Below are 24,815 nucleotides of genomic sequence, written 5' to 3'. Positions count from 1 at the left end.
GCAATCGCGGATTTTATCCCACGACTTGGCGGCTTTGTCGCGGACCGAATGGCGCGACGCGGCCGAAGACATTCATGTATAAGGCCTTGTGTCATGACAGCCCATGGCGCGGGCGTGTGACGCGATGTCTCGCGGCCGTCGATTCGGCTTGCCGGCGATCTGGGCGCGGCGCGGAAACCGTGCCGAAATGTCTCGGGGAAGCAGATGGTTTCACTGCCGGATCGTCATTCCGGGTTCGGTTCTTCGGACCGCCCCGGAATGACAGCGCGACGTTTTACGATTACGCCTTACGTTTGGCTGCTTCCTTCTGCAGGTCAGGCGCGTTGACGGTCGGGATCGCGACCCGGCCGGGACCGGTGAGCGGCAGCGCCGCGGCGGCCTTTTCGTTTTCCATGATCTTGGCCATCACGGCCTGGCCCGCGCGCTCGAACACCGCGCGGTTCTCGATCAGGAATTTTTGCGATTCGCGCAGTTTTGCGACGTAGCCGTTGATTTCCGGAATCACGTAGCGCGCCACCATGTCCCAGCTCCGGCGGGTGTTCTCCGGGTTGGCCCAGTCATGCACGAAGCCGATGATGGCGCCGACGCCGCCGGAGACATGGATCAGGTTTTTGATGGTTTTAACCAGGTCATCGGGCGTGCCGATGGTCGAGGCGGCGTTCTCGCCGCCCGCGGTTTTCTCCACCGCGTCCTCGGGCGACGTGAACGGCTCCACCCCCGGCCGCTGCAGCGTGCGGACCGTATATTCATTGTGCCAGCGCATCAGGCCCTGGCCGGCCTCGCGCTGCGCCTGTTCGCGGGTTTCGGCAATATGCCAGGAGAGCAGCACGCGCCAGTCGGAGCGGCTGACCGTCGTACCGGCCTTCTTGGCGGCATCCTCGGCGAAGCTCCATTGAGTCGGCAGCGCCATCAGGCCCTGCGTCGACATCGAGCCGAGCGAGATGATGCCGATGCCGTATTTGCCGGCCAGCGTCATGCCCGACGGCGAGATCTGCGAGGCCACCACGAACGGCATGTCCTCCTGCAGCGGCAACAGCTGCAGCGCGGCGTCCTGCATGGTGAACCAGTCGCTCTTCGCTGTGACCCGCTCGCCCTTGAACAGGCGGCGGATGATCGCGATCGCCTCGTCCTGGCGGTCGCGCTGCGTCATCGGATCGATACCGAGCGTATGCGCATCCGACGCCAGTGCGCCCGGTCCGGAGCCGAAGAGGGCGCGGCCGCCGGTCATCCAGTCGAGCTGAACCATGCGCTGCGCGACGTTGTAGGGATGGTGATAGGGCAGCGAGACCACGCCGGTGCCGAGCTTGATGCGCTTGGTGCGTTCGCCGGCGGCGGCCAGAAACATTTCCGGCGAGGCGATCATTTCCCAGCCCGACGAGTGATGCTCGCCGCACCAGAACTCGTCATAGCCGAGCGTGTCGATCTGCTCGACGAAGTCGAGGTCGCGGCGGAACTGGAGCAGCGGATTCTCGCCGATCGGGTGATGCGGGGCGAGAAAGGCTCCGAATTTCAGGCGTGCCATGGGTTTCTCTCCGAAAAATATTGTTCTTTTGGGATTGCTCGCCGCCAAGGTACGGGGTGGGGCAGGGCAAGGCAATGCTGAGAACCCCGCCGCCAGCGCATGGTTGTCGCGCGGAAGCCGCTGTCTTACCGTCAGCCCGAAATTACCCTCCCGCTACGGAAGGCCGCGATGAAGCTCGCAAAACCCCGCATCGATATCGGCTTCGCCACGAACGACGCGCCGGCCGCGCTGGCGTTCTGGCAGAACGAGATTGGCCTGCCGTTCGATTACACCCAGCCGATCCGCCGCGGCTACAAGCAGCACCGCCACGATCTCTGCGGCTCGATCCTGAAGATCAACCAGGTCTATGAGACGCTGCCGGATAATCCGCCCTCCGGCTATCGCGAGCTGCTGATTGCGCGCGACGATGTCGCCGCGCCGAAGCCGATGACCGATCCGGAAGGCAATCGCGTCACGCTGGTGCCGAAGGGGACGTTCGGAGTCGAACGCATTGGCATCCGCCTGAGCGTGCGTGACGTCGAGGCGCATCGCCGCTTCTACAGCACGGCGCTTGGCTTGCCGGAAGGAAAGGCCATCGATGGCGCGGCAACCTTTCTCGCAGGCGATACGGTGCTCATCGTCGAACAGGCGGCGGATGCGCCCGATGATGCCGCGTTCGAGGGCAAGGGATGGCGCTACATTACCTTCCAGGTCTTTGAAGTCGATCGCGAGCACGCTTACGTGCTGGCCCATGGCGGCCGTGAGGCGCGCGCGCCCGTCACGTTGGGTAGCACGGCGAGGATTTCGATGGTGCGCGACCCCGATGGCAACTGGATCGAGCTGTCGCAGCGCGCCTCGCTGACCGGATCGCTGGATCCGTCGAGCGATGTTTAACCTGTCGATCATGGCTGCGCCGCATTCCTGACATGGATGCGCGGCGTCGGATGACAAATTAACGTCAATTGCCGAAATTTGATTGTGGGGAATGACAGTGCACGGCCTTTTTATTTTGCAGTGCAGCAACTATCTGGTCGGAGTACCGTTAGCCAGATCAATCAACCGCCCCAGGAGCCATCTTTGTCGCTCGCGAAGAACGTCGAATTCTTCCGCCATTTCCCAAAGCTGAATGGGTTCAATGGTTTGGGAATGGGAATTTACGGCAGAAGCGCCCCGCCCGCGGGGCGCAGTCCGCTGGTTGAGATCAGCGAGTTTGGCACCAACCCTGGTGCGCTCAAGATGTTCGCCTATGTGCCGGAGCCGCTGCCGCGCGCGCCTGCGCTGGTCGTCGTGCTGCATGGCTGCGGCCAGACCGCGGCGGCATACGATTTCGGCGCCGGCTGGTCGACGCTTGCGCGGCGCTACGGCTTTGCGTTGCTGATGCCCGAACAGCAGTCCGCCAACAACGCCAACACCTGCTTCAACTGGTTCAATCCGGGCGATGTCGCGCGCGGCCGCGGCGAGGCCGCCTCGATCCGGCAGATGGTCGCGCGCATGGTGGCCGATCACAAGATCGATCCCGGCCGCATCCATATCACCGGCCTTTCTGCCGGCGGCGCGATGACGTCGGTGATGTTGGCCGTCTATCCGGAAGTGTTCGCAGGCGGCGCGATCATCGCCGGCCTTCCCTATGGCATCGCCAGCAATGTTCGCGAGGCGCTCGGCGGCATGATGCAGTCGACATCGCGTCCCGCCGACAAACTGGGCGATCTCGTGCGCAAGGCCTCCAAGCACAAGGGGCCGTGGCCGAAAGTGTCGGTGTGGCACGGCAGCGCCGATCGCACCGTGAATCCCGGCAACGCCAACGAGATCGTCAAGCAATGGCTTGATGTCCATGGCCTGCCGTCCGCGCCGATGTCGGTCGCCGATGTCGACGGCCATCCGCGCGAGGTGTGGTGGAATGCCGACGGCGAGACCGTCGTCGAGTCCTACACCATTACCGATATGGCTCATGGCACGCCGCTGGGCCTCGCCGGCAATGACGAGCCCTACGGTGCGGAAGGCGCATTCCTGATCGAAGCGGGAATCTCGTCGTCCTATCACATCGCCAGTTTTTTCGGCCTCACCGCCCGCGTCATTCAGACGGACGAGACGGTCGAAGCAGCGGTGGCCTCCAAGATCGTCCCATCCGCTGCGACCGAGTCGCTGCAGTCGTCCGTTCTGGCCGCTACGCTCTGGTCGAAAACGCACAAGCCCGTTCGCCAGACCAAGCCGGTGCCGCACGAACCGAGGCGTCGCGGCATCGACGTCGGCGGCGTCATCACCCGCGCGCTCACCGCGGCAGGATTGATGAAGTAACCTGACGTCTTTCCCGTCGGGCGGCAGCTTTCAGCTCACATCTCGCCGGTGATGAACGGATTGGTCATCCGCTCCTGGCCGATGCTGGAGCCGGCGCCATGGCCGCAGATGAAGCCGACATCGTCGCCGAGCGGCAGCAGCTTGTCCTTGATGGAGCTGATCAGCGTGGCGTGGCTGCCGCCGGGCAAATCCGTGCGCCCGACTGAGCCGTTGAACAAGACGTCGCCGACATGGGCAAAGCGCAATTCCTTGTTGAAGAACACCACGCTGCCCGGCGAGTGGCCGGGGCAGTGCAGGATGTCGAAGGTGAGATCGCCGATCGAGACCTGATCGCCCTCGTCGAGCCAGCGGTCCGGTCCGAAGTTGCGCACACCGGTCATGCCGAAGCGCTCGCCGCTGCTCACGACGTTATCGAGCAGGTATTTGTCGGCGATATGCGGACCCTCGATCTTGACCTGCAGCGCATCGCGCAGCTCGGCGGCGCCGCCGACATGGTCGATGTGGCCGTGGGTAAGCCAGATTTTCTCCACCGTGACGCCGGTCTGCTTGATCGCCTCCAGAATCTTCGGAACGTCCCCGCCGGGGTCGATCACCACGGCCTTCTTGGAAGGCTCGTGCCAGATGATGGTGCAATTCTGCTCGAACAGCGTCACTGGCACGATCATCGCGCCGGCTTTGGCCTGGTTTCCAGCCTGGGTCTCGGTTTTGTCATCCATGGCAGGCACAATATTCCACCTTGAGAAGGGGTCAACACGGGCGGGAACGATATGTGGCCGGACTCCGGCCGTGATAGAGTTCCGCGGACTTGTATCTAGTGGCGAGCGCCGGAAATCGCACCGGTCAGATCGCGATTTCGGCCGGGATGTACCGTTCATGGACCAGCTCTCCAAAGACCATTCCTCCAAATCGCCGCCCGGCGGAATTCGCATCACGGCCCGCGCCTTGTTCGTCAGCGAGCGCCTCAATACGTCGGGTCTCGAACGTGGCGATGTCCTTTCCACGACACCGCTCGCGTTTCGCGTCAATGCGAATGGCGTCGCCATACTCTTCCGCTACGGCGTGGTGGTCCTGATCGGGCTGAATGCGCTGGAAGAGGAGGAATTCCTTCGCGGGCTCGAACATCGCATGACGGGGAAGTCTGAGCGACGTGACGAGGAAATCGCCATCATCGAGCTGGCTCCGGAACGGGAGGACCAGATCCCGCCCGGCGGACCGATCTGCCTGCAAAGCCTTTCGCCCGAGCGGCTGATCCTGATCGGCGAGGCACTGGCGAAGAGCGTCGTGCTGGCGCGGCATGAACGCGAGGTGGCCAGCGTCTTCGATACCACCGAACCTTTCGCGCGCGAACTTTCGCGCAGCGGTCGGATGCGCGGCAGCCGCCGCTCGATCCTGAAAAATATCGGCAACGCGCTGCTGGTGCGGCACCGGGTGTCGGGTCCGGTGGAAGTGGAAGAGAAACCCGACGTGCTCTGGGACAAGGCCCATCTGGAGCGGCTGTATGCCCGCCTGGAGGACGAGTACGAACTCAAGGAGCGCGCGGAATCGCTGAACCGCAAGCTCGCCGTGATCGCCGAGAGCGCGCAGGTGCTGACCGACATCATCGATACGCGACGTTCGCTACGGCTCGAAGTGATTATTGTGCTGCTGATCCTGTTCGAGGTGATCATCACGATCTATCAACTCGCCGTGGGTCGGCACGTTTAAGCTACGTTGTCCCGGCCACCAACTCTTGTGGTCCCGGCCCAAGGCCGGGACCACGCGTTGATGGAATGCAGCTGGCTTACCGCTTGATCTGCGCCCTCAGAGTATCTTCGACGACGCGGTCGAACGACGACGCCTTCGGCGGCGCCTTGGTGCGCTGGTCGGCGACGTATTTGTCGCGCTTGGCCACCAGCGCCGAGAGCTTTTCGTTGAGCGCCTTGCGCTGGTTCATCTGCTTGTCGACTTCCTCGCTGCGCTGCTCGGGCTTCAGGGCACGCAGATTGTCGGGCAGCTCTTCCTCCTTGATGGTGGAGAGCTTGCTGCGGCCGGCAAACACGTCGGCGACGAGATCGCCTTCGCCGGTGACGGCCTCCGACGTCGCCTTGGAGCGCTTGTTGATATAGCTCGCCATCTCGGAAGCCTGCGCGGGCGCGGCGGCGGCCACCTCGGACAATTGCTTGGTCTTGCCCTCGGTGCGCTTCTGCAGCTGTTTCGATCCGTAGGGGATCACCGTGCCGTTGATTTCGCGCTGCAGGATGATGATCTCCTCGTCATAGGGCGTCTCGATGACGACGACCTGGCCGCCGTCCTGCGGGATCGGGATGAAGCGGCCGTTGCCGTTCTGCGCGATATCGCGCCATACCCGTTCGGTGTCGCGGGCGTCGCCGGCCAGCACCGCGTTGACGATGATGTCTCTCTGCTTGGCCACTTTGAGCGTGACCGGATATTTGGTGTCCTGCGCGTAATCCATGTGCGGCGGCGCGTCGCCGACCAGGAACACAATCCGCCTGGCATCGCCGCCGGATGTCCATTGCAGCTTGTTGACGGCGACATCGAGCGCTTCGTTGACGCTTTCCGGCCAGTCGCCGCCGCCGCGCGCTTTCAGTTCGAGCAGGCGGGCGTAGAGATCCTGGATGTCGGTGGTGAGGTCGACCTTCTGGGTGACGTATTCGTCGCCGATGTCGCGATAGGCGATCAGGCCCATGCGGATGTCGGCGTCGGGATTGGAATCGACGATCGCGGTCGCGATCGACCAGATCTTGCGCTTGGCGCCGTCGATCAGGGCGCCCATCGAACCGGTGGTGTCGAGCACGAAAGCCACTTCGACGGCAGGCTTTGCGATGGCCGATGACAGGCTGGATGACAGCGACAGGGCGGTGAGGGCCAAGGCAAAGGCAAAGGCGGATGGTGCGATGCGCGGCATCGTTGGATCTCCTCCAGCGTCTTGTCCCTCGGAAGCAGGATGTCCCTTGGCTTCGCGGTGCATCGAGGTCACAAAAAAGGCTGGCTACGAACAAATTTATGGCCGGCTTCATGCCGGACTTGGCATCGCTGCTTCGTGGTCGCAATGAAATCGGATAGGGTTCACGACATGGAATCATCCGTCCGCCAGATCAGCATCGTGCCGCCACTGGACCGCCGCCAGTCGGAGACGGCGCTGGCGATCGCGCGCGGCACGGCGCGGCTGCTGCGCTCGCTCGGCTTCTCCTGCATCAGCGAATTGCCGCTGCCTTCGGGGCGGCGCGCCGACCTGGTGGCGCTGAACGACAAGGGCGAAATCTGGATCGTCGAGATCAAATCGTCACTGGAGGATTTGCGCGCCGACCAGAAATGGCCGGACTACCGGATGCATTGCGACCGGCTGTTCTTCGCCTTCACGCAGGATCTGCCCTGCGAGATTTTTCCCGAAGACGCCGGATTGATCATTGCCGACGCCTACGGCGCGCATCTGCACTGCGAAGCGCCGGAGCATCGCTTGCCGGCCGCGACGCGCAAATCCATGACGGTGCGGTTTGCGATGGCGGCGGCGCAACGGATCAACCGCCTGGTCGATCCGCAGGGGCATGGGGAGTTTTAAAAGCTGCTACGAGTGCAGGTTCTTCACCCGCCCCTCGAGGGGGCGGGTCGACGCGCGTGCAAACGCGCGGCGGGGCGGGGTGACAGGCTCTCCACGCATGCTCTGTTGGCTGTGGGGCGATGGTCTCTCCGCATCGAACAGTGCCCGAGTGGAGAAATCACCCCACCCCGTCTCGCATTTCGCTTCGCTCAATACGAGCCGACCCGCCCCCTCAAGGGGCGGGTGAAGCAAAACGACTACCGAGGTGCGCGTTTCGCCAGAATCCGCTGCAGCGTCCGCCGGTGCATGTTGAGCCGGCGCGCGGTTTCCGAGACGTTGCGGTTGCACATTTCGTAGATGCGCTGGATGTGTTCCCAGCGCACGCGATCCGCCGACATCGGGTTCGACGGCAGTTCGGATTTGTCGGTGCCACTGGCAAGCAAAGCCGCGACCACGTCGTCGGCGTCGGCGGGCTTGGAGAGATAATCCACCGCGCCCATCTTCACCGCGGTCACGGCGGTGGCAATGTTGCCGTAGCCGGTCAGCACGATGGCGCGAGCTTCCGGCCGCTTGCGCTTCAGCGCCGAGACCACGTCGAGGCCATTGCCGTCGCCGAGCCGCAGGTCGACCACGGCGAAGGCCGGCGCGGCCTTGTTGATCTGCGCCAGTCCGTCAGCCACTGTGTCGCATGACGTGACGGCGAAACCTCGGGTTTCCATTGCGCGCGACAGCCGCTCCAGAAACGGCTTGTCGTCTTCCACGATCAGCAGCGAGCGGTCGGCAAGATCGGTCAGTTCGGCGATGGCGTTCAAGACAGGGTCCCCATGGGGTTGCGATTTATAGGCAGTAGAGCATATGGCGTGGCCATATTGCACTGCCAAGGCCCTGCGGTGTCCTGTCCTGCCTTACCTCAATCCGCCGGCTGGCCCGGCTTTTCCTCGGCCTCGAAGCGGGCGCGTGGCCAGACGATCTGCACCACGGCGCCGTGATCGGGAAAGGTCCGGTTCGAGAACGATACCCGGGCACCGGTGCGCTCCAGCAGCGTGCGGGCAATGAACACGCCAAGGCCCAGCCCGGTGCGTTCGCGATGAGCCTCATCGGCGCTGCGGCGCCTTGATAAATAGGGTTCCCCGATCCGCTTCAGCATGTCGGGCGCGATGCCTGGCCCGTCGTCGGAAATGACGATCTCGACCGTATCCGCGTTCCACCAGGCGTTCACTTCCACCGTGGTCCGGGCGAAATCGACGGCGTTTTCCAGGATGTTTCCGACGCCGTAGAGGACGGCCGGGTTACGCGCGACGACCGGTTCGCGCGTGGCTGCGACAGCTAGCCGCACCTTGATGGCGACGCCGAAATCGCGGTGCGGCGCCACCGCTTCCTCGATCAGCGTCGACAGCTTCATGCGGTCGAACGGCGCGCCGGAAGAGGACAATTGGGTTATCTTGGCCAGGATGTCGCGGCAGCGCTGCGCCTGCTCGCGCAACGTTTTCATGTCGGATGCCATCGGGTTGTCGGCATCGATGGTCTTTTCCAGTTCGCGCGAAATCAGGAAGATGGTCGCCAGCGGCGTGCCGAGTTCATGCGCGGCGGCAGCTGCCAGCCCGTCGATCTGGGTCAGATGCTGCTCGCGCGTCAGTACCAGTTCGGTTGCTGCCAGCGCATCGGAGAGCTTTCGCGCTTCCTCGGCGGCCTGCGACGCATAGAGGCTGGTGACGCCGATCGCGAGCACGATCGAGAACCAGACCCCGAGCAGGTAGATCGGCGGCAGCACCAGCGGGTCTTCGCTGTCCCAGGGCAGCGGCAGATGAAAGAACACCAGCGCCGAGGCGCAGGCGACGGCGAGCAGGCCGAGCCCGATCGTCAGGCGGAGCGGAAGCACCGTCGCCGAGATCAGGACCGGGGCGAGGAACAGGAACGAGAACGGGTTCTGCAATCCCCCGGTCAGGAACAGCAGCGCCGCCAACTCGACGATGTTGAGCGCCAGCAGTCCCGCGGCATGGAACGGTTCCAGCCGCTGCATCGGGTTGAAGGCGATCTGCAGTGCGAGATTGAGCAGCGCCGAGACGCCGACGACGGCGACGCAGCCAACGACGGAAAAGTCGAATTCCAGCCCCTGCGCCACGATGAAGATCGCGGTGAGCTGACCGAGCGCCGCCAGCCAGCGCAGCCGGAGAATGGTGTCGAGGCGGACATAGCGCTGCGGCAGGCGGAAATCGGAGTCGGCGAAGTCGGACATGGCGCGAGTTTAGCTGCGTGGGGGCGCGATCACAAATTGGCGGGGTCATTCGGTTGGTAAGGGGGCCTGCATGGTTCGAGACGCCGCTTCGCGGCTCCTCACCATGAGGTTCTCTGACCTCACCCTGAGGAGGCGCGAACGCGCCGTCTCGAAGGATGAAAGCCCGTCTGCTGCCCAGGGGACAAAGCCTTGCACTATCAGCCCCGATGGCCCAATGAACGTCCCGAAATGGTCAACAGCGACGCCACGCCAGCGCAGCCGGCCGGGGCCGGGCCGGAAAGCTCCGCCGCGATCGACGTCGCGCACCTGATAAAACTCTACAAGACCAACCGTGCGGTGGACGACGTCTCGTTCCGGATCGCGCGCGGCAGCATCACCGGGCTGCTCGGCGGCAACGGCGCCGGCAAGACCACGACCATTGCGATGATCATGGGACTGGTGCTGCCGACATCCGGCCGCGTCCAGGTGCTGGGCCATCCGATGCCCGAGCAGAGCGCCGAGGTGCTCGACCGGATGAATTTCGAGAGCCCCTATGTCGACATGCCGATGCGGCTCACGGTGCGGCAGAACCTGACGATCTTCGGCAAGCTCTATGCGGTGGAGAATTTGCGCGAGCGCATCGACCAGCTTGCCGCCGATCTCGACCTCAAGGATTTCCTCGACCGCGCAAATGGCAAACTCTCGGCCGGGCAGAAAACCCGTGTCGCGCTGGCGAAGGCCCTGATCAACCAGCCGGAGTTGCTGCTGCTCGACGAGCCGACGGCCTCACTCGATCCGGATACGGCGGACTGGGTACGGCAGCATTTGCAGGATTACCGCAAGGCCCATGACGCCACCATCCTGCTGGCGTCGCACAACATGCTGGAAGTGGAGCGGCTGTGCGACCGCGTCATCATCATGAAGCGCGGCCGGATCGAGGACGACGACAGCCCCGACCAGATCCTGGTGCGCTATAACCGGGCGACGCTGGAAGAGGTGTTCCTCGACGTCGCGCGCGGGCGGGTGCGGGAGGCCGCGCCATGACCCCCATCGCGCTCAGGAACGCCAATCATCGCGGGATTTCCGCGCACCGCATCCACGCCATGGTGCTGCGCTACTGGTATCTCCTGATGTCGTCGTGGCCGCGGCTATTGGAGCTGATCTACTGGCCGGCGCTGCAGATCATCACCTGGGGTTTCCTGCAGAACTACATCGCGCAGAACGACAGTTTCTTCGCGCGCGCCGGTGGCACGCTGATCGGCGCGGTCATCCTGTGGGACATCCTGTTCCGTGGCCAGCTCGGCTTTTCGATCTCGTTTCTCGAGGAAATGTGGGCGCGCAACCTCGGCAACCTGATGATGAGCCCGCTAAAGCCGATCGAATTCCTGATCTCGCTGATGATCATGAGCCTGATCCGGCTCGCGATCGGCGTGATCCCGATGACGCTGCTGGCGCTGTTCTTCTTCGATTTCAATTTCTTCGCGATCGGGCTGCCGCTGATTGCGTTCTTCTGCAACCTGATCTTCACCAGCTGGTCGGTCGGGATTTTCGTTTCCGGCCTGGTGCTGCGTAACGGCCTCGGCGCCGAGAGCATCGTATGGACGCTGATGTTCGGCCTGATGCCGCTGGCCTGCGTCTATTATCCGGTCTCGGTGCTGCCCGGCTGGTTGCAAGCCATCGCCTGGATGCTGCCGCCGACCTACGTGTTCGAAGGGATGCGGTCGCTGCTGATCGACCATGTGTTCAGGGCCGACCTGATGCTCTGGTCGCTCGGCATCAATGCGGTGCTGTTCGCTGCCTCCTTTGCCAGCTTCCTTGCTCTTTTACGCAGCGCCAAGCACCACGGGTCTTTGCTCGGTGGTGGTGAATAAGTCGCGAATTCCCGTGCTTTTCCGGGTTTTTGGACCGTTTGGCCGGCCTGCGTCACCAATCGATCCATTGACGCATTATTACGCATTCTGCACTATGCTGCGACGCAAACAGAGGTCAGAAAAACATGCCCATTGGTGAGTTTGGCGGCGCACCGCCCCTGGTAGCCGAAGGCAGTCCGGCGCTCACGACGCCGATGTACTGGATGTACGAAATGGGCCACGCGTCGCTCAACCCGGCACGCGCGGTGACCGACGCGACCAAGATATTGTTTCAGAATCCGTTGAATCCCTGGTCGCATACCCAGTTCGGCAAATCGATCGCCGCTGGCTGCGAGCTGTTCGAACGTACCACCCGCCGCTACGGCAAGCCGGAATGGGGTCTCGATACCACCGAGGTCAACGGCGTTCGCACGCCGGTCGAAGTCCGCTCGATCTGGGAAAAGCCGTTCTGCCGACTGCTGCATTTCGATCGCAAGCTGACCCGGCCGCTGCGCAACCCGCAGCCGCGGGTGCTGATCGTGGCGCCGATGTCCGGCCATTACGCGACGCTGCTGCGCGGCACGGTCGAGGCGTTCCTGCCAACGCATGAAGTCTACATCACCGACTGGACCGACGCGCGCATGGTCCCGCTCACCGAGGGCCGCTTCGATCTCGACGACTATGTCGATTACGTCATCGAGATGCTGCAGACGCTCGGCGGCAACATGCATGTGATCGCGGTGTGCCAGCCTTCGGTGCCGGTGGTAGCGGCGGTGTCCGTGATGGAAGCCGCGCGCGATCCCTTCGTGCCGCTGTCGATGACGCTGATGGGCGGCCCGATCGATACCCGCCGCAATCCGACCTCGGTGAACAATCTGGCGGCGGAGCGCGGCATCGAATGGTTCCGCAACCATGTCATCACCAAGGTGCCGTTCCCGCATCCCGGCGTGATGCGCGACGTCTATCCGGGATTCCTGCAGCTTTCGGGCTTCATCACCATGAATCTCGATCGCCACACCGATGCGCACAAGGCCCTGTTCAACAATCTGGTGAAGGGCGACGGCGACATGGTCGACAAGCACCGCGAGTTCTACGATGAATACCTCGCGGTGATGGATCTGACGGCGGAGTATTACCTGCAGACCGTTGATGTCGTGTTCGTGAAGCACCTTCTGCCGAAAGGCGAGATGACTCATCGCGGCAAGCCGGTCGATCCGTCGCAAATCCGCCGCGTGGCGCTGATGACGGTGGAAGGCGAGAACGACGACATCTCGGGAATTGGCCAAACCGAAGCGACACACGCGCTTTGTCCTGCGATTCCGGAACATCGTCGCGTGCATTACGTCCAGAAGGGCGTCGGACATTACGGCGTGTTCAACGGATCGCGATTCCGCTCGGAGATTGTTCCGCGGATCTCCGATTTCATGATGACGGCGGCCAGTACCAAGCCGAAACTGGTTTCGGCGGCCGAATAATGCCGACGGGGCCCGGGAATCGGGGGTCCCGATAAGCCGCTGAATAGATTCAAACATTCCCGTTTTGGGCCGAATCAAGGGGTGAGTTCAGACTCACTCCTTGAGGGCGTTTTTGGCCCCCGGTTCCATCAGAAAATTAAGGTTCCAGCCCCTGCCGGTAGGGGTCATTTGGCGTTAAGCCCCTGTATATTGGGCAAATGATTTGTTTTTCCGCCGAGCAATTTCAATGAGATTCCCTTGGCGTCGGATATGGCAGAATCCGGGCGAACTCCTACTCCCCGGACTCCAAGACATGGCTACTCGCGCCCTCCTTTATCGGCGGCCCGCCGAACCCGCGACCATTTTGGTCAAGCACGGCTCGCAAGTGTTTGCGATCAGGCTGCGCCGGCATCGCCGCGCGCGGCGATACACGTTGCGCATCCATCCCACCGACCGCGAAGCCATCCTGACCATGCCGCCGCGCGGCACGCTCGTGGAAGCCAGGGACTTTGCGCGGCTTCATGGCGGCTGGATCGCCGCGCGTCTCGGCCGCTTGCCGAAGGCTGCACCATTCCAGGCTGGAACGGTCATCCCGTTGCGCGGCGTGCCACACAAAATCGTGCATCGCGCCGGCGAGCGCGGCACGGTGTGGACTGAAACCCGCGACAGCGGCGACAAAATACTGTGCGTGGCCGGCGACGTCGAGCACATGGACCGACGTGTCCACGACTTTCTCAAGCGCGAAGCGCGCAAGGACCTGCACAAGGCCTCGCTGGCCTATGCGGCCGAACTCGGCGTGCGGGTGCGGCGGGTGTCGATCCGCGACCAGTCGAGCCGCTGGGGATCGTGCACCTCGGCCGGATCGCTGTCCTATTCCTGGCGGCTGATCCTCGCGCCGCCCTTTGTGCTGGACTATCTCGCCGCCCATGAAGTGGCGCATCTTGTCGAGATGAACCACTCGCCGCGGTTCTGGCGGGTCTGCGCCCGCATCTGCAGCCATGTCGAGCGCGCCAAGCGTTGGCTCGATACCCACGGCAACGATCTGCATCGCTACGGGGTCGAAGACTAGGACTTCGGCCCGGTCTATCCCGCGCCGTGGCAACTCATCCGGCCATAAAAGAACGCTCGCGCCGAACCGATGCGTTCAGCGTCGTTGTCGCGCGCCTTCTCCGTAGAGTTACGGGCCTGCAAATTAACGGGCCGGAGATCAATCGACGGGTAGCCTGTGTCATTGAGATGGCCACCGTTTCATGCATGACGGCGGCCAGATGATGGTCTCGACGTATCGATCGCGTCGAGGCGATTTTGCGTAATTGACGGGTTCGGGGTCACCCAAACCACGGGTGTGCCCGCCATGAGTATCCGCGTCCGGCTGCTGCTACTGATCCTTGGAACCCTGCTCGTGCCGGCCATTCTTGTCGGCGAACGATATTACCAGGATCGAAGCAAAGAGATCTCGGCTGCGGTCAGCGGCCTGGCGACGACCGCGCGCGGCATTGCGACGAGCATCGACGCCAAGGTCCAAGGGACGACCCAGCTCCATTTCGGTCTGTCCCGGGCGCGTGACCTCGACAGCCGCGACAAGGCTGCCTGCTCGAAATTTCTCACCGAAGTTCTCGAGAAGAACCCCGATTTTACCGGCATCCTGACCATCAAGCCCGATGGCAGCCTGTTCTGCGACTCCCTTAACACCGGGCGGGTCCTCGACTTGCGCGATCGCGGCTACTTTCAGCGTGCGCTGAAAAACCCCGATACGGTGGCGATCGAGCCGGCATTCGGCCGGCTGACCGGGGCGGCCGTGCTCCAGATTGCCTATCCCGCCTACGACGAATCGCGGCAATTGCGGTTTGTCCTGCTGGCTTCGCTCGACCTCAACCGGCTGATGAAGGATCAGCTCCAGAACTTGCCGCCGGGTGTCGAGTTTCTGCTGGTTGATGACAAGGGCACCATTTTCGTTCGGTCGCCGGCGCCGCATCGGGCCGAGGAACAGGCCGGCGCTTCTATCGCAAATTCTGCCCGGCACCGGCTTGCGCTGGAAAGCGCCGCCACCACCAGAGAGCTGGCGCGTCATGGTGGGGACGCCGAAGTCTGGGCAACGGCCCATACGATTGCCGTCGGGGGCGTCGGGTTGCATGTGCTGCTGGGCCGTTCGAAGTCCGAGCTTGTCGCAGCCGCAGAGCGGCGTCTTGCCGAAGACATGGGCGCGCTCGCGATTCTGTCGATCGTGCTGTTTGTCGGCGTGGGCCTGTTCGCCGAATTCGGCATCCGCTCGCAGATCGGACGTATCGCGAAGATGGCACAGCGCCTGGGCGCCGGCGATCTCACGGCGCGTGTCGCGCCGCCCTATCCCGGCGGCGAATTCGGCAGCCTGATGACTGTCCTGAACCATACGGCCTCGTCGCTCGAACTGCAGCGTCGCGACATCGAGGAGCTCAATCAAAAACTGCGGCAGGCGCAGGAACTGGAGGCGCTCGAGAAGCAACGTCTCGACGTCGCCGTGAACAACATGGCGCAGGGGCTGATCCTCTACGATGCTTCGGAACGCGTCGTGATCTGCAACCGGCAATTCACGAAAATGCTGGGCATGTCGCCGCTGATCGTCAAACCCGGTTGTACCTTCCGCGAGGCGATCGCGCATCGCAGGGAAACCGGCTCGCTCGACACCGACGTCGAGGAATACCGCACGACCTTCCTCCGCAACATCGCCGCCGGAAACCATTCACCGATCGTATCGACCATGTCGGATGGGCGGTCGATCCAGATCGTCGGCAAGGGGATCGAGGGCGGCGGCTGGGTTGCCACGGTGGAGGATATCACCGAACGCAAGCGGGTCGAGAACCGCATTGCGCACATGGCGCATTACGATGCGCTGACCGATCTGCCGAACCGCGTGCTATTCCGCGAACGCCTTGACCATGAGCTGAAGAACCTCTCGCCCGGCCGGCAACTGGCCGTGCTGTATATCGATATCGATGAATTCAAGCGCATCAACGATTCGCTCGGACACCCCGTGGGGGATGAACTCCTCAAGGCCGTGGCCGGTCGACTGGGCTCCTGTGTCGCGGCCGGCGATGTCGTCGCCCGGCTGGGCGGCGACGAATTCGCGATCATCCAGGCCGCGATCGAACGGCCAGCCGACACCATGGACCTGATCACCCGAATCTACCAGGCGATCCGGGAGCCCTATGAGTGCTTCGGGCATCTCTTGACGACCGACGCCAGCATCGGGATCGCACGGGCGCCGCAGGAAGGCACCGATCTCGATCATTTGCTCAAGAACGCCGATTTGGCCATGTATGAGGCCAAGGCCGACGGGCGCCGGACCTATCGCTTCTTCGAACCGGGCATGGGTGCCCGCATGCACGCCCTGCGCATGCTGGAGCTGGATCTCCGGCAGGCGATCGCCGACGGCGGGTTTGAGATCGTCTATCAGCCGCTGGTCAACATCGGCGATACCAGGGTGACAGGTTGCGAGGCCCTGCTGCGCTGGCGTCACCCGCTGCGCGGCATGATCTCGCCGGTCGAATTCATCCCGGTGGCCGAGGATACCGGAATGATCAACGAACTCGGCGATTGGGTGTTGAACAAGGCCTGTTCGGAAGCGGCTTCCTGGCCTGACGACGTCAGGGTGGCCGTCAACGTCTCGCCGGTCCAGTTCCGCAACCCGGCGTTTTCGCTCAAGGTCGCGGCGGCGTTGGCGAATTCGGGCCTGCCGGCCCGGCGGCTGGAACTGGAGATCACCGAAGCGGTTCTCATTCGCGATGACGACGCAGCGCTTGCCATGCTCTATTACCTGCGGGGACTTGGCGTCCGCATCGCGCTGGACGATTTCGGCACGGGCTACTCGTCGCTGAGTTATCTGCAGCGCTTCCCGTTCGACAAGATCAAGATCGACCGTTGCTTTATCAAGGAAGTCGCCGAGCCGGACGGGTCGGCCTGTATCGTGCGGGCGATTGTCAACATCGCCGCCGCGCGCCACATGACGACGACTGCCGAGGGCGTCGAAACCGAAGCGCAGCTCGACGCGTTGCGCGGGCTCGAATGCACGGAAATGCAGGGCTATCTGTTCAGCAAACCGCTGCCGGCTGCTGATATCCAGGCCATGCTGACGCCTGATCGCCGGCGGATTGCCGACACGGCCTGAGCGCGAGGGCCGGGTTAGGCCTGGGCTACCTTCCGAACAACCGATCCACCAGCCAGCCATCCAGTCCGGCGTCCGGCTCGGGACGCGCATTTGGATTGGGCGGCGGCGCGGAAGTGCGCGTCGATGGCGGTCGATACGCACCTGGCGACGCCGGCGCGGATGGCGGAGGCGGCGGGCTGGCTTGCGACGCCGTCTGGAACAGGTTCGACATGAAGCCGCCGCGCTGTGAATTCGGCAGGGTCGCCACAGCAACGCCCTGGTGCGCCGTGCGCATGAAGCGGGTCCACACTTCCACCGGCAGGCCGCCGCCGGTCGCCTTCTTGGTCGGCGAATTGTCGTCATTGCCGAGCCAGACGCCGGTGACGAGGTTCGCGGTGTAGCCGATGAACCAGGCGTCACGGAAATCCTGGCTGGTGCCGGTCTTGCCGGCGGCCATCCAGCCTGGAATCTCCGCCTTGCGCGCGGTGCCGGAGAGCAGGGTCTCCTGCATCATTCTGTTCATCATCGCGACGTGCTGCGGACCGATCACCGGACTGAGCTGGTCCGGTTGCCGGGCGTAGAGCAGCTTGCCTTCATTCGTGCGGATCCTGGTCACGACGTGCGGGGAGACGCCGAGGCCGCCATTGGCGAACGGCGCGTAGGCGCCGACCAGTTCGATGACCGAGACTTCCGAGGTGCCGAGCGCGATCGAGGGATTGGCCTCGAGTTTCGACGAGATGCCGAGCCGGTGCGCGGTCCGCACCACGTTCTTCGGCCCGACCTCGAGGCCAAGCCGCACGGCGACCGTGTTGAGCGACATCGCCAGCGCCTGCGTCAGCGTCACCGCGCCGAAATATTCATGGGTGTAGTTCTCCGGCCGCCAGCCCTTCAGGTCGAGCGGCGCGTCCTGGCGGATGGTTTCCGGCGTCAGGCCGCCTTCGATCGCGGTGAGGTAGATGAACGGCTTGAACGCCGAGCCGGGCTGTCGCTTGGCCGTCACCGCGCGGTTATACTGGCTGTCAGCATAGTTCCGCCCGCCGACCATGGCGCGCACCGCGCCCTCCGGCGTCATCGCCACCAGCGCGCCCTGTGAGACGTTGAATTTCACGCTCTTGGCCGCCAGTTCGTCGATGATGGCGGCTTCCGCCACGCTTTGCAGTTTCGGATCGATCGTGGTTTCGACCACGATGCTCTGGTCGATCTGGCCGACCAGGTCGTCGAGCACCTCGCCGATCCAGTCGGCGACGTAATTGAGCGTGCCGGCGCCGGCCGGCTTCACCTTGTAGGCGGCGTGGCCGATCGAGGCTTTTGCCTGCGCATCGCTGATGAACTTGGCCTCCACCATCGCCGCGAGCACGATTTGCGCCCGCGCTTCCGCGCCTTCCGGATTGCGGTTCGGCGCCAGCCGCGACGGTGATTTGACGAGGCCTGCCAGCATCGCGGCCTCCGCGATCGTGACGTTCTTGGCGGGTTTGCCGAAATAACGCTGCGCCGCGGCCTCGACGCCATAGGCGCCGGAGCCGAAATAGACGCGGTTGAGGTAGAGCTCGAGGATTTCGTTCTTGGAATGCTTGCGCTCCAGCCACAGCGCGAGCTCTAATTCCTGCAGCTTGCGCGCCATGGTGCGTTCCTGGGTCAGGAACAGGTTTTTTGCGAGCTGCTGCGTCAGCGTCGAGCCGCCTTGCGAGACGCCGCGATGCGAGATGTTGGCGACCACGGCGCGCGCGATGCCGACGGGGTCGATGCCGTAATGCGCATGGAAGCGGCGGTCTTCGATGGCGATGAAAGCGTTCGGCAGATAGGGCGGCAGATCCTTCAGCGCGACATTGGAGCCGGGCGCTTCGCCGCGTGATGCCAGCAGGCTGCCATCAAGGCCCACGATCTGGATGGTCGGCGGCCGTTTTGGGATTTCCAGTGACTGGATCGCCGGCAGATGCGCGCCGACCCAGATCACGACGCCGACGACCGCGATCGCCGCCCACAGGCCGAGCACTGCGCCCCAGTAGATCAGCCGGCCGAAGCGGAACCGGCCGCGCGATTTTGCGCGCCGCTTGGCGCCGCTCTTGGCGCTGTTCTTGGGCGCGGGCGGCTTGCGCTCGCGCCGCGGCGGCTCGTCGTCGTCCTCTTCGGGCTTGCGCTTGGCCACTGGCTTCTTCGGCCTCTCGTCGTCGTCCGAGGCGGCCGGGATACGATCCTCCGGAGAGAGGCGCAGTTCGGCGAGTGCTGCCGGAAGCCCGAACCGCGGCTCCTGGCGTCCGCCGCTCTTTTTCCGTCCCCACGCCATCACAAACGCCGCTCGCACCAGCCCCGCCGCAAATTACGGGGGGCTGTTTAAGGGTCGGTTACGAAAAGGTTAACGCGGGATTAGGAGGTGGGGCGGCGCGTGTTAGGATTGGTAAAGTATGGCATGCACCAGGAGGAATTTTCGCCATGGGCCACATCGATCCGACCAAGGAGGTGTTTGCGCAATTCCGCGCCAATGACCGGCCGGGGCCGATCCACATGCTCAATCTGGTGCGGCTACGCGCCGAGGCCGCCTATCCCGACGGCCGGAAGGCGACCGGTGCGGAGGCCTACGCCGCCTATGGGCGCGACAGCGGCCCGGTGTTCGAACGGCTCGGCGGCCGCATCGTCTGGCAGGGCCGGTTCGAGCTGATGCTGATCGGGCCGCCGGAGGAACGCTGGGACCATTGCTTCATCGCCGAATACCCAAGTGTCGCCGCGTTCGCCGAGATGATCCGCGATCCGGTCTACCGGGAAGCCGTGAAACACCGCCAGGCCGCGGTGGAGGATTCGCGCCTGATCCGGCATGCGGTATTGCCGATCGGAAAGACGTTCGGGGAGATACCGGAGTAAGACGGTGTCGTAGGATGGGTGGAGCGAAGCGATACCCATCATCTCTCCGCGCAACGAATTGATGCGTTTCGCTGCGCTCTACCCATCCTACGAAAAATCGGCGGCCTCCGAAGAGACCGCCGACCGCTTCTTCCGCCGATCGTTTCGATTGGGTCGCCGGGCCTAGCCCGCCGGGCCCTTGTCCTCGAGGATCGGGCCGAACAGTTCCCAACGCTCGCCGTTGAACTTCATCATCTGCAACTGCTTGTTGACGCGATAATCGTCCGGCGTGGTGTTGGCGACAATGCCCGGGAGGTTCAGATCGAGCTCGACATTCTTGAGGCTGGTCGCCACCTTCATGACGTTCTCGCGGGTCAGATTGTCGCCGCACGCCTTGAGTACGTGGATCAGCAACTGCGTGGTCGAGTAGCCGTAGGAGTTGAAGCTCGAATCCTTGTCGCCGTCCGGATAGTATTTTGCCATGAACTCGAAATACTTCTTCATGCCCGGATCGTCCTTCCAGGTCGGATCGAGCGGATCCTTGCCGTAGTTGACGCTGATCACGCCCTTGGAGGCCTCGAGCCCCGCCGGCTTCATCACGGCGCCGACCGAGGTGGCGTTGATGTCGAGGATGTGCACCGGCTTCCAGTTCAGCTCATAGATCTTCTTGATCGCCTGCGCCGCCTGCTTGGGCGTGGTCGCCGAGAAAAACAGGTCCGCGCCGGCATCCCTGATCTTGAGGATCTGCGAATCGATGGTCGGATCGGCGACTTCGTAGGACGCTTCCGCCACGATCATCTTCGCGGCTTTATCGCCGAGTCCGGCCTTGATGCCGTTCAGGTAATCCTTGCCGAGGTCGTCATTCTGGTAGAGCACGCCGATCTTGGCGTTCGGATGTTCCTTGATGATGTACTGGCCGTAGATGCGCCCTTCGACGAAGTAGTTGGGGTTGAAGCCCATCGTCCACGGAAAATTCTTCGGGTCGGTGAACTTCGAGGCGCCGGTGGCGGCGAACAGCTGCGGCACTTTCTTGGCATTGAGATATTTCTGGACGGCGGCGTTCGAGGGCGTGCCGAGCAGCTGGAACGTGAGCAGCACCTCGTCGCTCTCGACCAGCTTGCGGACCTGCTCGACCGCTTTCGGCGGCGAATAGGCGTCGTCATACTGGATCAGATTGATCTTGCGGCCGTTCACGCCGCCCTGGTCGTTGATCATCTTGATATAGGCGGCCTGGGTCTTGCCGATCGTGGCATAGGCGGAGGCCGGCCCGGAGAATGGATTGGTCTGGCCGATCTTGATCTCGGTATCGGTCGCGCCGGTGTCGTATTTCTTCTGCGCGGAAGCCGTCGAGACCGAGAGCGCCAACGCGAGCGCCGCGCCGGTGGCCAGATGGAAAATACCCTTCCTCATTATACTGTGTTCCCTCATGTGTTTATGATTGGCGCTGATCGTGCCGCAGGCCGGTCCGGCCGCACGGCTATCGTCGCTGCCATGATAGTGGCGGATCGCTTGCTGCAACGCAAGATGAGCAATGCTGAATTGGTGAGCGGATTCGGTCGACGAAAGTAGGGTGCAAGCGCGGTCGCAAGGCAGGGATAAGCGGCGCCGGTATTCGTGCCGCACGGATAACATAACCCGATGCCACCGCTCTCCGTGTGGCGTTATCTCTTCTGTGTGTCAGCGGTGGGGTCCGGACAGGGCTGCAAAAGATGGAAGCCTATCTCGTGCCCTTTGTGCGTGGTAAACAACAGGCCGCCCCATCCCGCGACGTCGGTCGGCGGTGTGTTGCCATAGGGTTCTATCGTGCCTCGATCCGCGCCCGACCAGATCTGCACCAAGGCGCCATCCCCGACCTGATAAACGCCGGTTCTTCCGAAAACCAGAACGTCGGCGCCGTCCGGCGCCGCATAAACCGGAACGGGGCCGCGCTCGTCGATATCTGCCAGCTTCACGAGCCTGTATTTGCCATCGTCCGCGCGGACCTCAAAAAGGGTGCTTGACGACACGAGGAACGATCGCCCGAGTTTGGCTACGTCGTAGACCATCGCAGTCTTGAAGTCGGCCTTGGCAATGGTATGCACTTGCTCGCCGTCATAGCCGGATAGACGATGACCGGCGTCGATAAACAGGGCGAGTCCAAGGCTGTCGGCATCGCCAAGGAATGTCTTCAAGCCGCCGGGCAGGGGAGCGATCTTTCCTGCGCGCAGTTCCTCTGTCACCTCGTACGTGAACGCGTTTTGGCCGCAAAAGAACATGCGCCTCGCGGCGGTGCTATATCGCCCGCAGCTACTGGCGCGACGGATCGTGGACACCTTGTCGCGCGGCTGTTCGCGGCTATGAATGCCGAACAGCCATCGAATGACCCTGTCCCACACGTCGCTGGGTGGGCTGTCTTCAACGATCTGCACGATGGCCGTGGCCCGCCATCGGCCGTCTGCCTGCTCGACATGCACCGCATTTTCATAGTCGTCACCGACGACATAGAGCCACCCCTTGTCGCGCGTTTCGTGGATCGCATTGAAGCCGCCAAAGCGGCCACGATCCAAATCCGCGACCTTGGTCGCTGCATGCTGCGGTGTGAGGATTGTAAGCGAGCGCCCATCCAGCAAGGCCGTCACGCCCAAACCTGGCAGGTCGGTTACGACGCTCAGCCGCATATCTTCGGCCGGCAGTTCCACAAGCGCACCGCCTTGGAGAAGATAGGTGGTGGAATTACCGACCATGTCCGGCGGAGCGAATACGGTTGGGCGCCTGCCCTGTTCCGAGGCGTGCTGCAGGCGCCACTTGGTTGCCGAGAGCACAAAGCCGTCGAGAACAGTGCTCCAGGTAACGAAGAACGGGTCGCCGAGCCGCGTCTGCAGGCTGGGGTCAACCTCCGCGATAGCCCCCTTTTCGTCCTGCTCAAGCAGCGAATGTCGCGACTGTAGCCTGTGGGAATCGACAAGCTGGTAGGATCCTCCCAGTAGAAGCGATCTCCCGGATCGCCCCACGGCGGCAGGAGGGCTCGCACCAAGCATGTTGCGAGGCCCCACCAGTTCGTAATTTTCCGAAAACGACCAATAGAGGTCGTGATTATACTTCCCACCGTCGAGCCTACCGACCGTGTGCGGATGATACGCGAGCGGATACCGCGCTCCGTTGGCCAGCGAGAAAATATTGGGCGTCTTGGGGAGGGGCTCCTGCGAATCGAGCTTGCGAGCTAGATCAGCGGCGTCGGAGGCAGCCACGACAGGAACGGGGCGGACGCAGTAACTCGACTTGGCCTCCGCAGCGCCCAATGAAAACATCGTGGCCGTAATCGCCCGAGTGAACAGCAATTGCCAGCGTGCGATGCGTAACGCCGCTCGTGAATTGTTCATGCCGCTTCGCTTCCATCGGTGACGCATCCCGATAAAGGATATCATACGGTAGAATACAAGTACGGGTGGTGCGATCTCATCGCGCGGACATTGTTAGACATCTGCTACCGCAGATCGCGCAGGACGCGGACGCGCGTTAAGCCGCGATTAAGGCTGGAGGCGACCAGTAGACTGCATAAAAAATGCAATGGCTGGCGTCGCAAAGCGCCAACCATCGCCCTTTGAAGATGCCCGGAGCTATTTCTAACCGCTCGGTCCGGTGTCCTCGATGATCGGCCCGAACAGCTCCCAGCGCTCGCCGTTGAATTTCATCATCTGCATCTGCTTGTTGATGCGGTAATCGGTCGGCGAGGTGTTGGTGACCATGCCCGGGAGTGACAGGCTGCCGGTGACGTTCTTCAAATTGGCGGCCTGCTTCATGATGTTTTCACGGGTCAGGTCGTCGCCGCATTGCCGCAGGATCGTGACCAGCAGTTCCGCGGTCGAATAGCCGTAGGTGTTGACGGTGTTGAGCTTGTCGCCTTCCGGATAATATTTGTCCATGAAGGCGAAGTAGGCCTTGATGCCGGGGTCGTCCTTCCATTGCGGATCGCCGGGATCCTTGCCGTAGTTGGTCGAGATGATGTCCTTGGAAATGTCGAGGCCCGCGGGCTTCAGCGTCGCCGACACCGGGCTCGCATTGATGTCGAGGATGTGAACCGGCTTCCAGCCGAGGTCGGCGACCTTCTTGATCGCCTGCGCGGCGAATTTCGGCGTCGAGGCGTTATAGAGCAGGTCGGCGCCGGCGGCCTTCAGCTTGACGATCTGCGAGTCGATGGTCGGATCGGTCAGCTCATAGGAAGTCTCGGCGACGATCATCGAGGCGGCCTTGGCGCCCAGCCCCTCTTTCAGGCCGGTGAGGTAGTCGCGGCCGAGATCGTCGTTCTGGTAGAGAATGCCGATCTTGGCGTTGGGATGATTTTGCAGAATGTATTTGGCGTAGATCCGTCCCTCGGACTGGTAGTTGGGATTGAAGCCCATGGTCCACGGAAAATTCTTAGGGTCGGTGAATTTCGAGGCGCCGGTCGCGGCCAGCAGCTGCGGCACCTTCTTGGCGTTGAGATATTTCTGTACGGCGGCGTTCGAGGGCGTGCCGATGATCTGGAAGGTGAACAGCACCTCGTCGCTCTCGACCAGCTTGCGTACCTGCTCGACCGCCTTTGGCGGCGAATAGGCGTCGTCATACTGGATCAGATTGAGCTTGCGGCCATTGATGCCGCCCTGTTCATTGATCATCTTGAAATAGGCGGCCTGGGTCTTGCCGATGCCGGCATAGGCCGACGCCGGGCCCGAGAACGGCACGGTCTGGCCGATCTTGATCTCGGTATCGCTGGCGCCGGTGTCGTATTTTTTCTGTGCGCTGGCAGGTGTCGCCGCTAGTGCAACTGCAACCGCCGTACCCGCAAGCAGATGAAAAACGCCGCTTCTCATGTCGCTGCCTCCGCTGTGTTGACCGGTGATCGTGCCGGCCCATCGGTTCGGAGGGCCGACCGTCATCGTTGCCGGCAAGTGTGGCGGAACGGATTTGGCAAGGCAAGGTGGTGACGGAAAGGTGAGCCGTCAGGCCAGCCAGAGCAGGACCAAGGCGAGCGCGGCGGGCGCTGCC

Annotated in this window: 19 protein-coding genes; 10 read left to right on the top strand and 9 right to left on the bottom strand. The window is 63.0% G+C overall.

Annotated features, from left to right (window positions below; all coding sequences use genetic code 11):
- Positions 1 to 280: 280 nt before the first annotated feature.
- On the bottom strand, positions 281 to 1,522 hold the full coding sequence (locus QUH67_RS34165; RefSeq protein WP_300944434.1) for an LLM class flavin-dependent oxidoreductase: 1,242 nt from the start codon (positions 1,520 to 1,522) through the stop codon (positions 281 to 283).
- Between the two features lie 168 nt (positions 1,523 to 1,690).
- Between QUH67_RS34165 and QUH67_RS34160 the strand changes: the two genes are divergently transcribed.
- Both QUH67_RS34160 and QUH67_RS34155 read left to right on the top strand, forming a co-directional pair.
- On the top strand, positions 1,691 to 2,395 hold the full coding sequence (locus QUH67_RS34160; RefSeq protein WP_300944433.1) for a VOC family protein: 705 nt from the start codon (positions 1,691 to 1,693) through the stop codon (positions 2,393 to 2,395).
- A 183-nt stretch (positions 2,396 to 2,578) separates the two neighbouring features.
- The gene (locus QUH67_RS34155; RefSeq protein WP_300944431.1) at positions 2,579 to 3,796 is read left to right on the top strand and encodes an extracellular catalytic domain type 1 short-chain-length polyhydroxyalkanoate depolymerase; all 1,218 of its coding nucleotides are present in this window, start codon (positions 2,579 to 2,581) and stop codon (positions 3,794 to 3,796) included.
- A gap of 35 nt (positions 3,797 to 3,831) precedes the next feature.
- On the opposite strand, the gene QUH67_RS34150 is transcribed toward QUH67_RS34155, so the two are convergent.
- Positions 3,832 to 4,512: an MBL fold metallo-hydrolase gene (locus QUH67_RS34150; RefSeq protein ID WP_300944429.1), complete on the bottom strand. Its 681-nt coding sequence runs from the start codon at positions 4,510 to 4,512 to the stop codon at positions 3,832 to 3,834.
- Positions 4,513 to 4,669: 157 nt separating this feature from the next.
- Here QUH67_RS34150 and QUH67_RS34145 point away from each other — a divergent pair, with 157 nt between their 5' ends.
- Positions 4,670 to 5,500, top strand: a complete 831-nt coding sequence (locus QUH67_RS34145; RefSeq protein ID WP_300944428.1) for an RMD1 family protein — start codon at positions 4,670 to 4,672, stop codon at positions 5,498 to 5,500.
- A gap of 76 nt (positions 5,501 to 5,576) precedes the next feature.
- On the opposite strand, the gene QUH67_RS34140 is transcribed toward QUH67_RS34145, so the two are convergent.
- Complete coding sequence (locus QUH67_RS34140; protein WP_300944426.1) at positions 5,577 to 6,701, bottom strand: vWA domain-containing protein; 1,125 nt, start codon at positions 6,699 to 6,701, stop codon at positions 5,577 to 5,579.
- Positions 6,702 to 6,869: 168 nt separating this feature from the next.
- On the opposite strand from QUH67_RS34140, the gene QUH67_RS34135 reads away from it, so the two are divergent.
- Complete coding sequence (locus QUH67_RS34135) at positions 6,870 to 7,355, top strand: MmcB family DNA repair protein (protein ID WP_300944424.1); 486 nt, start codon at positions 6,870 to 6,872, stop codon at positions 7,353 to 7,355.
- A 236-nt stretch (positions 7,356 to 7,591) separates the two neighbouring features.
- Here the strand turns inward: QUH67_RS34135 and QUH67_RS34130 are convergent, their stop codons facing one another.
- Positions 7,592 to 8,146 (bottom strand): ActR/PrrA/RegA family redox response regulator transcription factor, encoded by a 555-nt coding sequence (locus QUH67_RS34130; RefSeq protein ID WP_300944423.1) that lies wholly within the window; start codon positions 8,144 to 8,146, stop codon positions 7,592 to 7,594.
- Between the two features lie 98 nt (positions 8,147 to 8,244).
- Entirely contained in the window at positions 8,245 to 9,570 is a 1,326-nt protein-coding gene (locus QUH67_RS34125) for an ActS/PrrB/RegB family redox-sensitive histidine kinase (protein WP_300944421.1), read from the bottom strand.
- 228 nt (positions 9,571 to 9,798) lie between these two features.
- Between QUH67_RS34125 and QUH67_RS34120 the strand changes: the two genes are divergently transcribed.
- From QUH67_RS34120 to QUH67_RS34100, 5 genes are all read left to right on the top strand, one after another.
- Positions 9,799 to 10,593 (top strand): ABC transporter ATP-binding protein, encoded by a 795-nt coding sequence (locus tag QUH67_RS34120; protein ID WP_300944419.1) that lies wholly within the window; start codon positions 9,799 to 9,801, stop codon positions 10,591 to 10,593.
- Positions 10,590 to 11,420, top strand: coding sequence for an ABC transporter permease (locus tag QUH67_RS34115; RefSeq protein ID WP_300944417.1), 831 nt, complete (start codon positions 10,590 to 10,592; stop codon positions 11,418 to 11,420). The genes QUH67_RS34120 and QUH67_RS34115 overlap by 4 nt, the downstream gene beginning before the upstream one ends.
- A 125-nt stretch (positions 11,421 to 11,545) precedes the next feature.
- Positions 11,546 to 12,874: a polyhydroxyalkanoate depolymerase gene (locus QUH67_RS34110; protein ID WP_300944415.1), complete on the top strand. Its 1,329-nt coding sequence runs from the start codon at positions 11,546 to 11,548 to the stop codon at positions 12,872 to 12,874.
- Positions 12,875 to 13,100: 226 nt separating this feature from the next.
- Entirely contained in the window at positions 13,101 to 13,922 is an 822-nt protein-coding gene (locus QUH67_RS34105) for a M48 family metallopeptidase (RefSeq protein ID WP_407080383.1), read from the top strand.
- 285 nt (positions 13,923 to 14,207) lie between these two features.
- Positions 14,208 to 16,997, top strand: a complete 2,790-nt coding sequence (locus QUH67_RS34100; RefSeq protein ID WP_300944413.1) for a bifunctional diguanylate cyclase/phosphodiesterase — start codon at positions 14,208 to 14,210, stop codon at positions 16,995 to 16,997.
- A gap of 25 nt (positions 16,998 to 17,022) precedes the next feature.
- Here the strand turns inward: QUH67_RS34100 and QUH67_RS34095 are convergent, their stop codons facing one another.
- Positions 17,023 to 19,260 (bottom strand): transglycosylase domain-containing protein, encoded by a 2,238-nt coding sequence (locus QUH67_RS34095; RefSeq protein ID WP_300948274.1) that lies wholly within the window; start codon positions 19,258 to 19,260, stop codon positions 17,023 to 17,025.
- Positions 19,261 to 19,406: 146 nt separating this feature from the next.
- Between QUH67_RS34095 and QUH67_RS34090 the strand changes: the two genes are divergently transcribed.
- Positions 19,407 to 19,832: a DUF1330 domain-containing protein gene (locus QUH67_RS34090; RefSeq protein ID WP_300944411.1), complete on the top strand. Its 426-nt coding sequence runs from the start codon at positions 19,407 to 19,409 to the stop codon at positions 19,830 to 19,832.
- 162 nt (positions 19,833 to 19,994) lie between these two features.
- Here the strand turns inward: QUH67_RS34090 and QUH67_RS34085 are convergent, their stop codons facing one another.
- The 3 genes from QUH67_RS34085 to QUH67_RS34075 all read right to left on the bottom strand — a co-directional run bounded on the left by QUH67_RS34085 (position 19,995) and on the right by QUH67_RS34075 (position 24,640).
- Positions 19,995 to 21,221 (bottom strand): ABC transporter substrate-binding protein, encoded by a 1,227-nt coding sequence (locus QUH67_RS34085; RefSeq protein WP_300944409.1) that lies wholly within the window; start codon positions 21,219 to 21,221, stop codon positions 19,995 to 19,997.
- Positions 21,222 to 21,472: 251 nt separating this feature from the next.
- Positions 21,473 to 23,170: a hypothetical protein gene (locus tag QUH67_RS34080; protein WP_300944408.1), complete on the bottom strand. Its 1,698-nt coding sequence runs from the start codon at positions 23,168 to 23,170 to the stop codon at positions 21,473 to 21,475.
- Between the two features lie 243 nt (positions 23,171 to 23,413).
- On the bottom strand, positions 23,414 to 24,640 hold the full coding sequence (locus QUH67_RS34075) for an ABC transporter substrate-binding protein (protein ID WP_300944407.1): 1,227 nt from the start codon (positions 24,638 to 24,640) through the stop codon (positions 23,414 to 23,416).
- Positions 24,641 to 24,815 lie beyond the last annotated feature (175 nt).

The sequence above is a fragment of the Bradyrhizobium roseum genome (assembly GCF_030413175.1).
GTDB classification, from domain to species: domain Bacteria; phylum Pseudomonadota; class Alphaproteobacteria; order Rhizobiales; family Xanthobacteraceae; genus Bradyrhizobium; species Bradyrhizobium roseum.
This window is presented reverse-complemented; position numbering and strand designations above follow the sequence as displayed.

Coding starts and splice junctions, on each gene's coding strand:
- QUH67_RS34165 (WP_300944434.1), bottom strand. CDS start 1,522: ATGGCACGCCTGAAATTCGGAGCCTTTCTCGCCCCGCATCACCCGATC.
- QUH67_RS34160 (WP_300944433.1), top strand. CDS start 1,691: ATGAAGCTCGCAAAACCCCGCATCGATATCGGCTTCGCCACGAACGAC.
- QUH67_RS34150 (WP_300944429.1), bottom strand. CDS start 4,512: ATGGATGACAAAACCGAGACCCAGGCTGGAAACCAGGCCAAAGCCGGC.
- QUH67_RS34145 (WP_300944428.1), top strand. CDS start 4,670: ATGGACCAGCTCTCCAAAGACCATTCCTCCAAATCGCCGCCCGGCGGA.
- QUH67_RS34140 (WP_300944426.1), bottom strand. CDS start 6,701: ATGCCGCGCATCGCACCATCCGCCTTTGCCTTTGCCTTGGCCCTCACC.
- QUH67_RS34135 (WP_300944424.1), top strand. CDS start 6,870: ATGGAATCATCCGTCCGCCAGATCAGCATCGTGCCGCCACTGGACCGC.
- QUH67_RS34125 (WP_300944421.1), bottom strand. CDS start 9,570: ATGTCCGACTTCGCCGACTCCGATTTCCGCCTGCCGCAGCGCTATGTC.
- QUH67_RS34120 (WP_300944419.1), top strand. CDS start 9,799: ATGGTCAACAGCGACGCCACGCCAGCGCAGCCGGCCGGGGCCGGGCCG.
- QUH67_RS34115 (WP_300944417.1), top strand. CDS start 10,590: ATGACCCCCATCGCGCTCAGGAACGCCAATCATCGCGGGATTTCCGCG.
- QUH67_RS34110 (WP_300944415.1), top strand. CDS start 11,546: ATGCCCATTGGTGAGTTTGGCGGCGCACCGCCCCTGGTAGCCGAAGGC.
- QUH67_RS34105 (WP_407080383.1), top strand. CDS start 13,101: ATGAGATTCCCTTGGCGTCGGATATGGCAGAATCCGGGCGAACTCCTA.
- QUH67_RS34100 (WP_300944413.1), top strand. CDS start 14,208: ATGAGTATCCGCGTCCGGCTGCTGCTACTGATCCTTGGAACCCTGCTC.
- QUH67_RS34095 (WP_300948274.1), bottom strand. CDS start 19,260: ATGGCGTGGGGACGGAAAAAGAGCGGCGGACGCCAGGAGCCGCGGTTC.
- QUH67_RS34090 (WP_300944411.1), top strand. CDS start 19,407: ATGGGCCACATCGATCCGACCAAGGAGGTGTTTGCGCAATTCCGCGCC.
- QUH67_RS34085 (WP_300944409.1), bottom strand. CDS start 21,221: ATGAGGAAGGGTATTTTCCATCTGGCCACCGGCGCGGCGCTCGCGTTG.
- QUH67_RS34080 (WP_300944408.1), bottom strand. CDS start 23,170: ATGAACAATTCACGAGCGGCGTTACGCATCGCACGCTGGCAATTGCTG.
- QUH67_RS34075 (WP_300944407.1), bottom strand. CDS start 24,640: ATGAGAAGCGGCGTTTTTCATCTGCTTGCGGGTACGGCGGTTGCAGTT.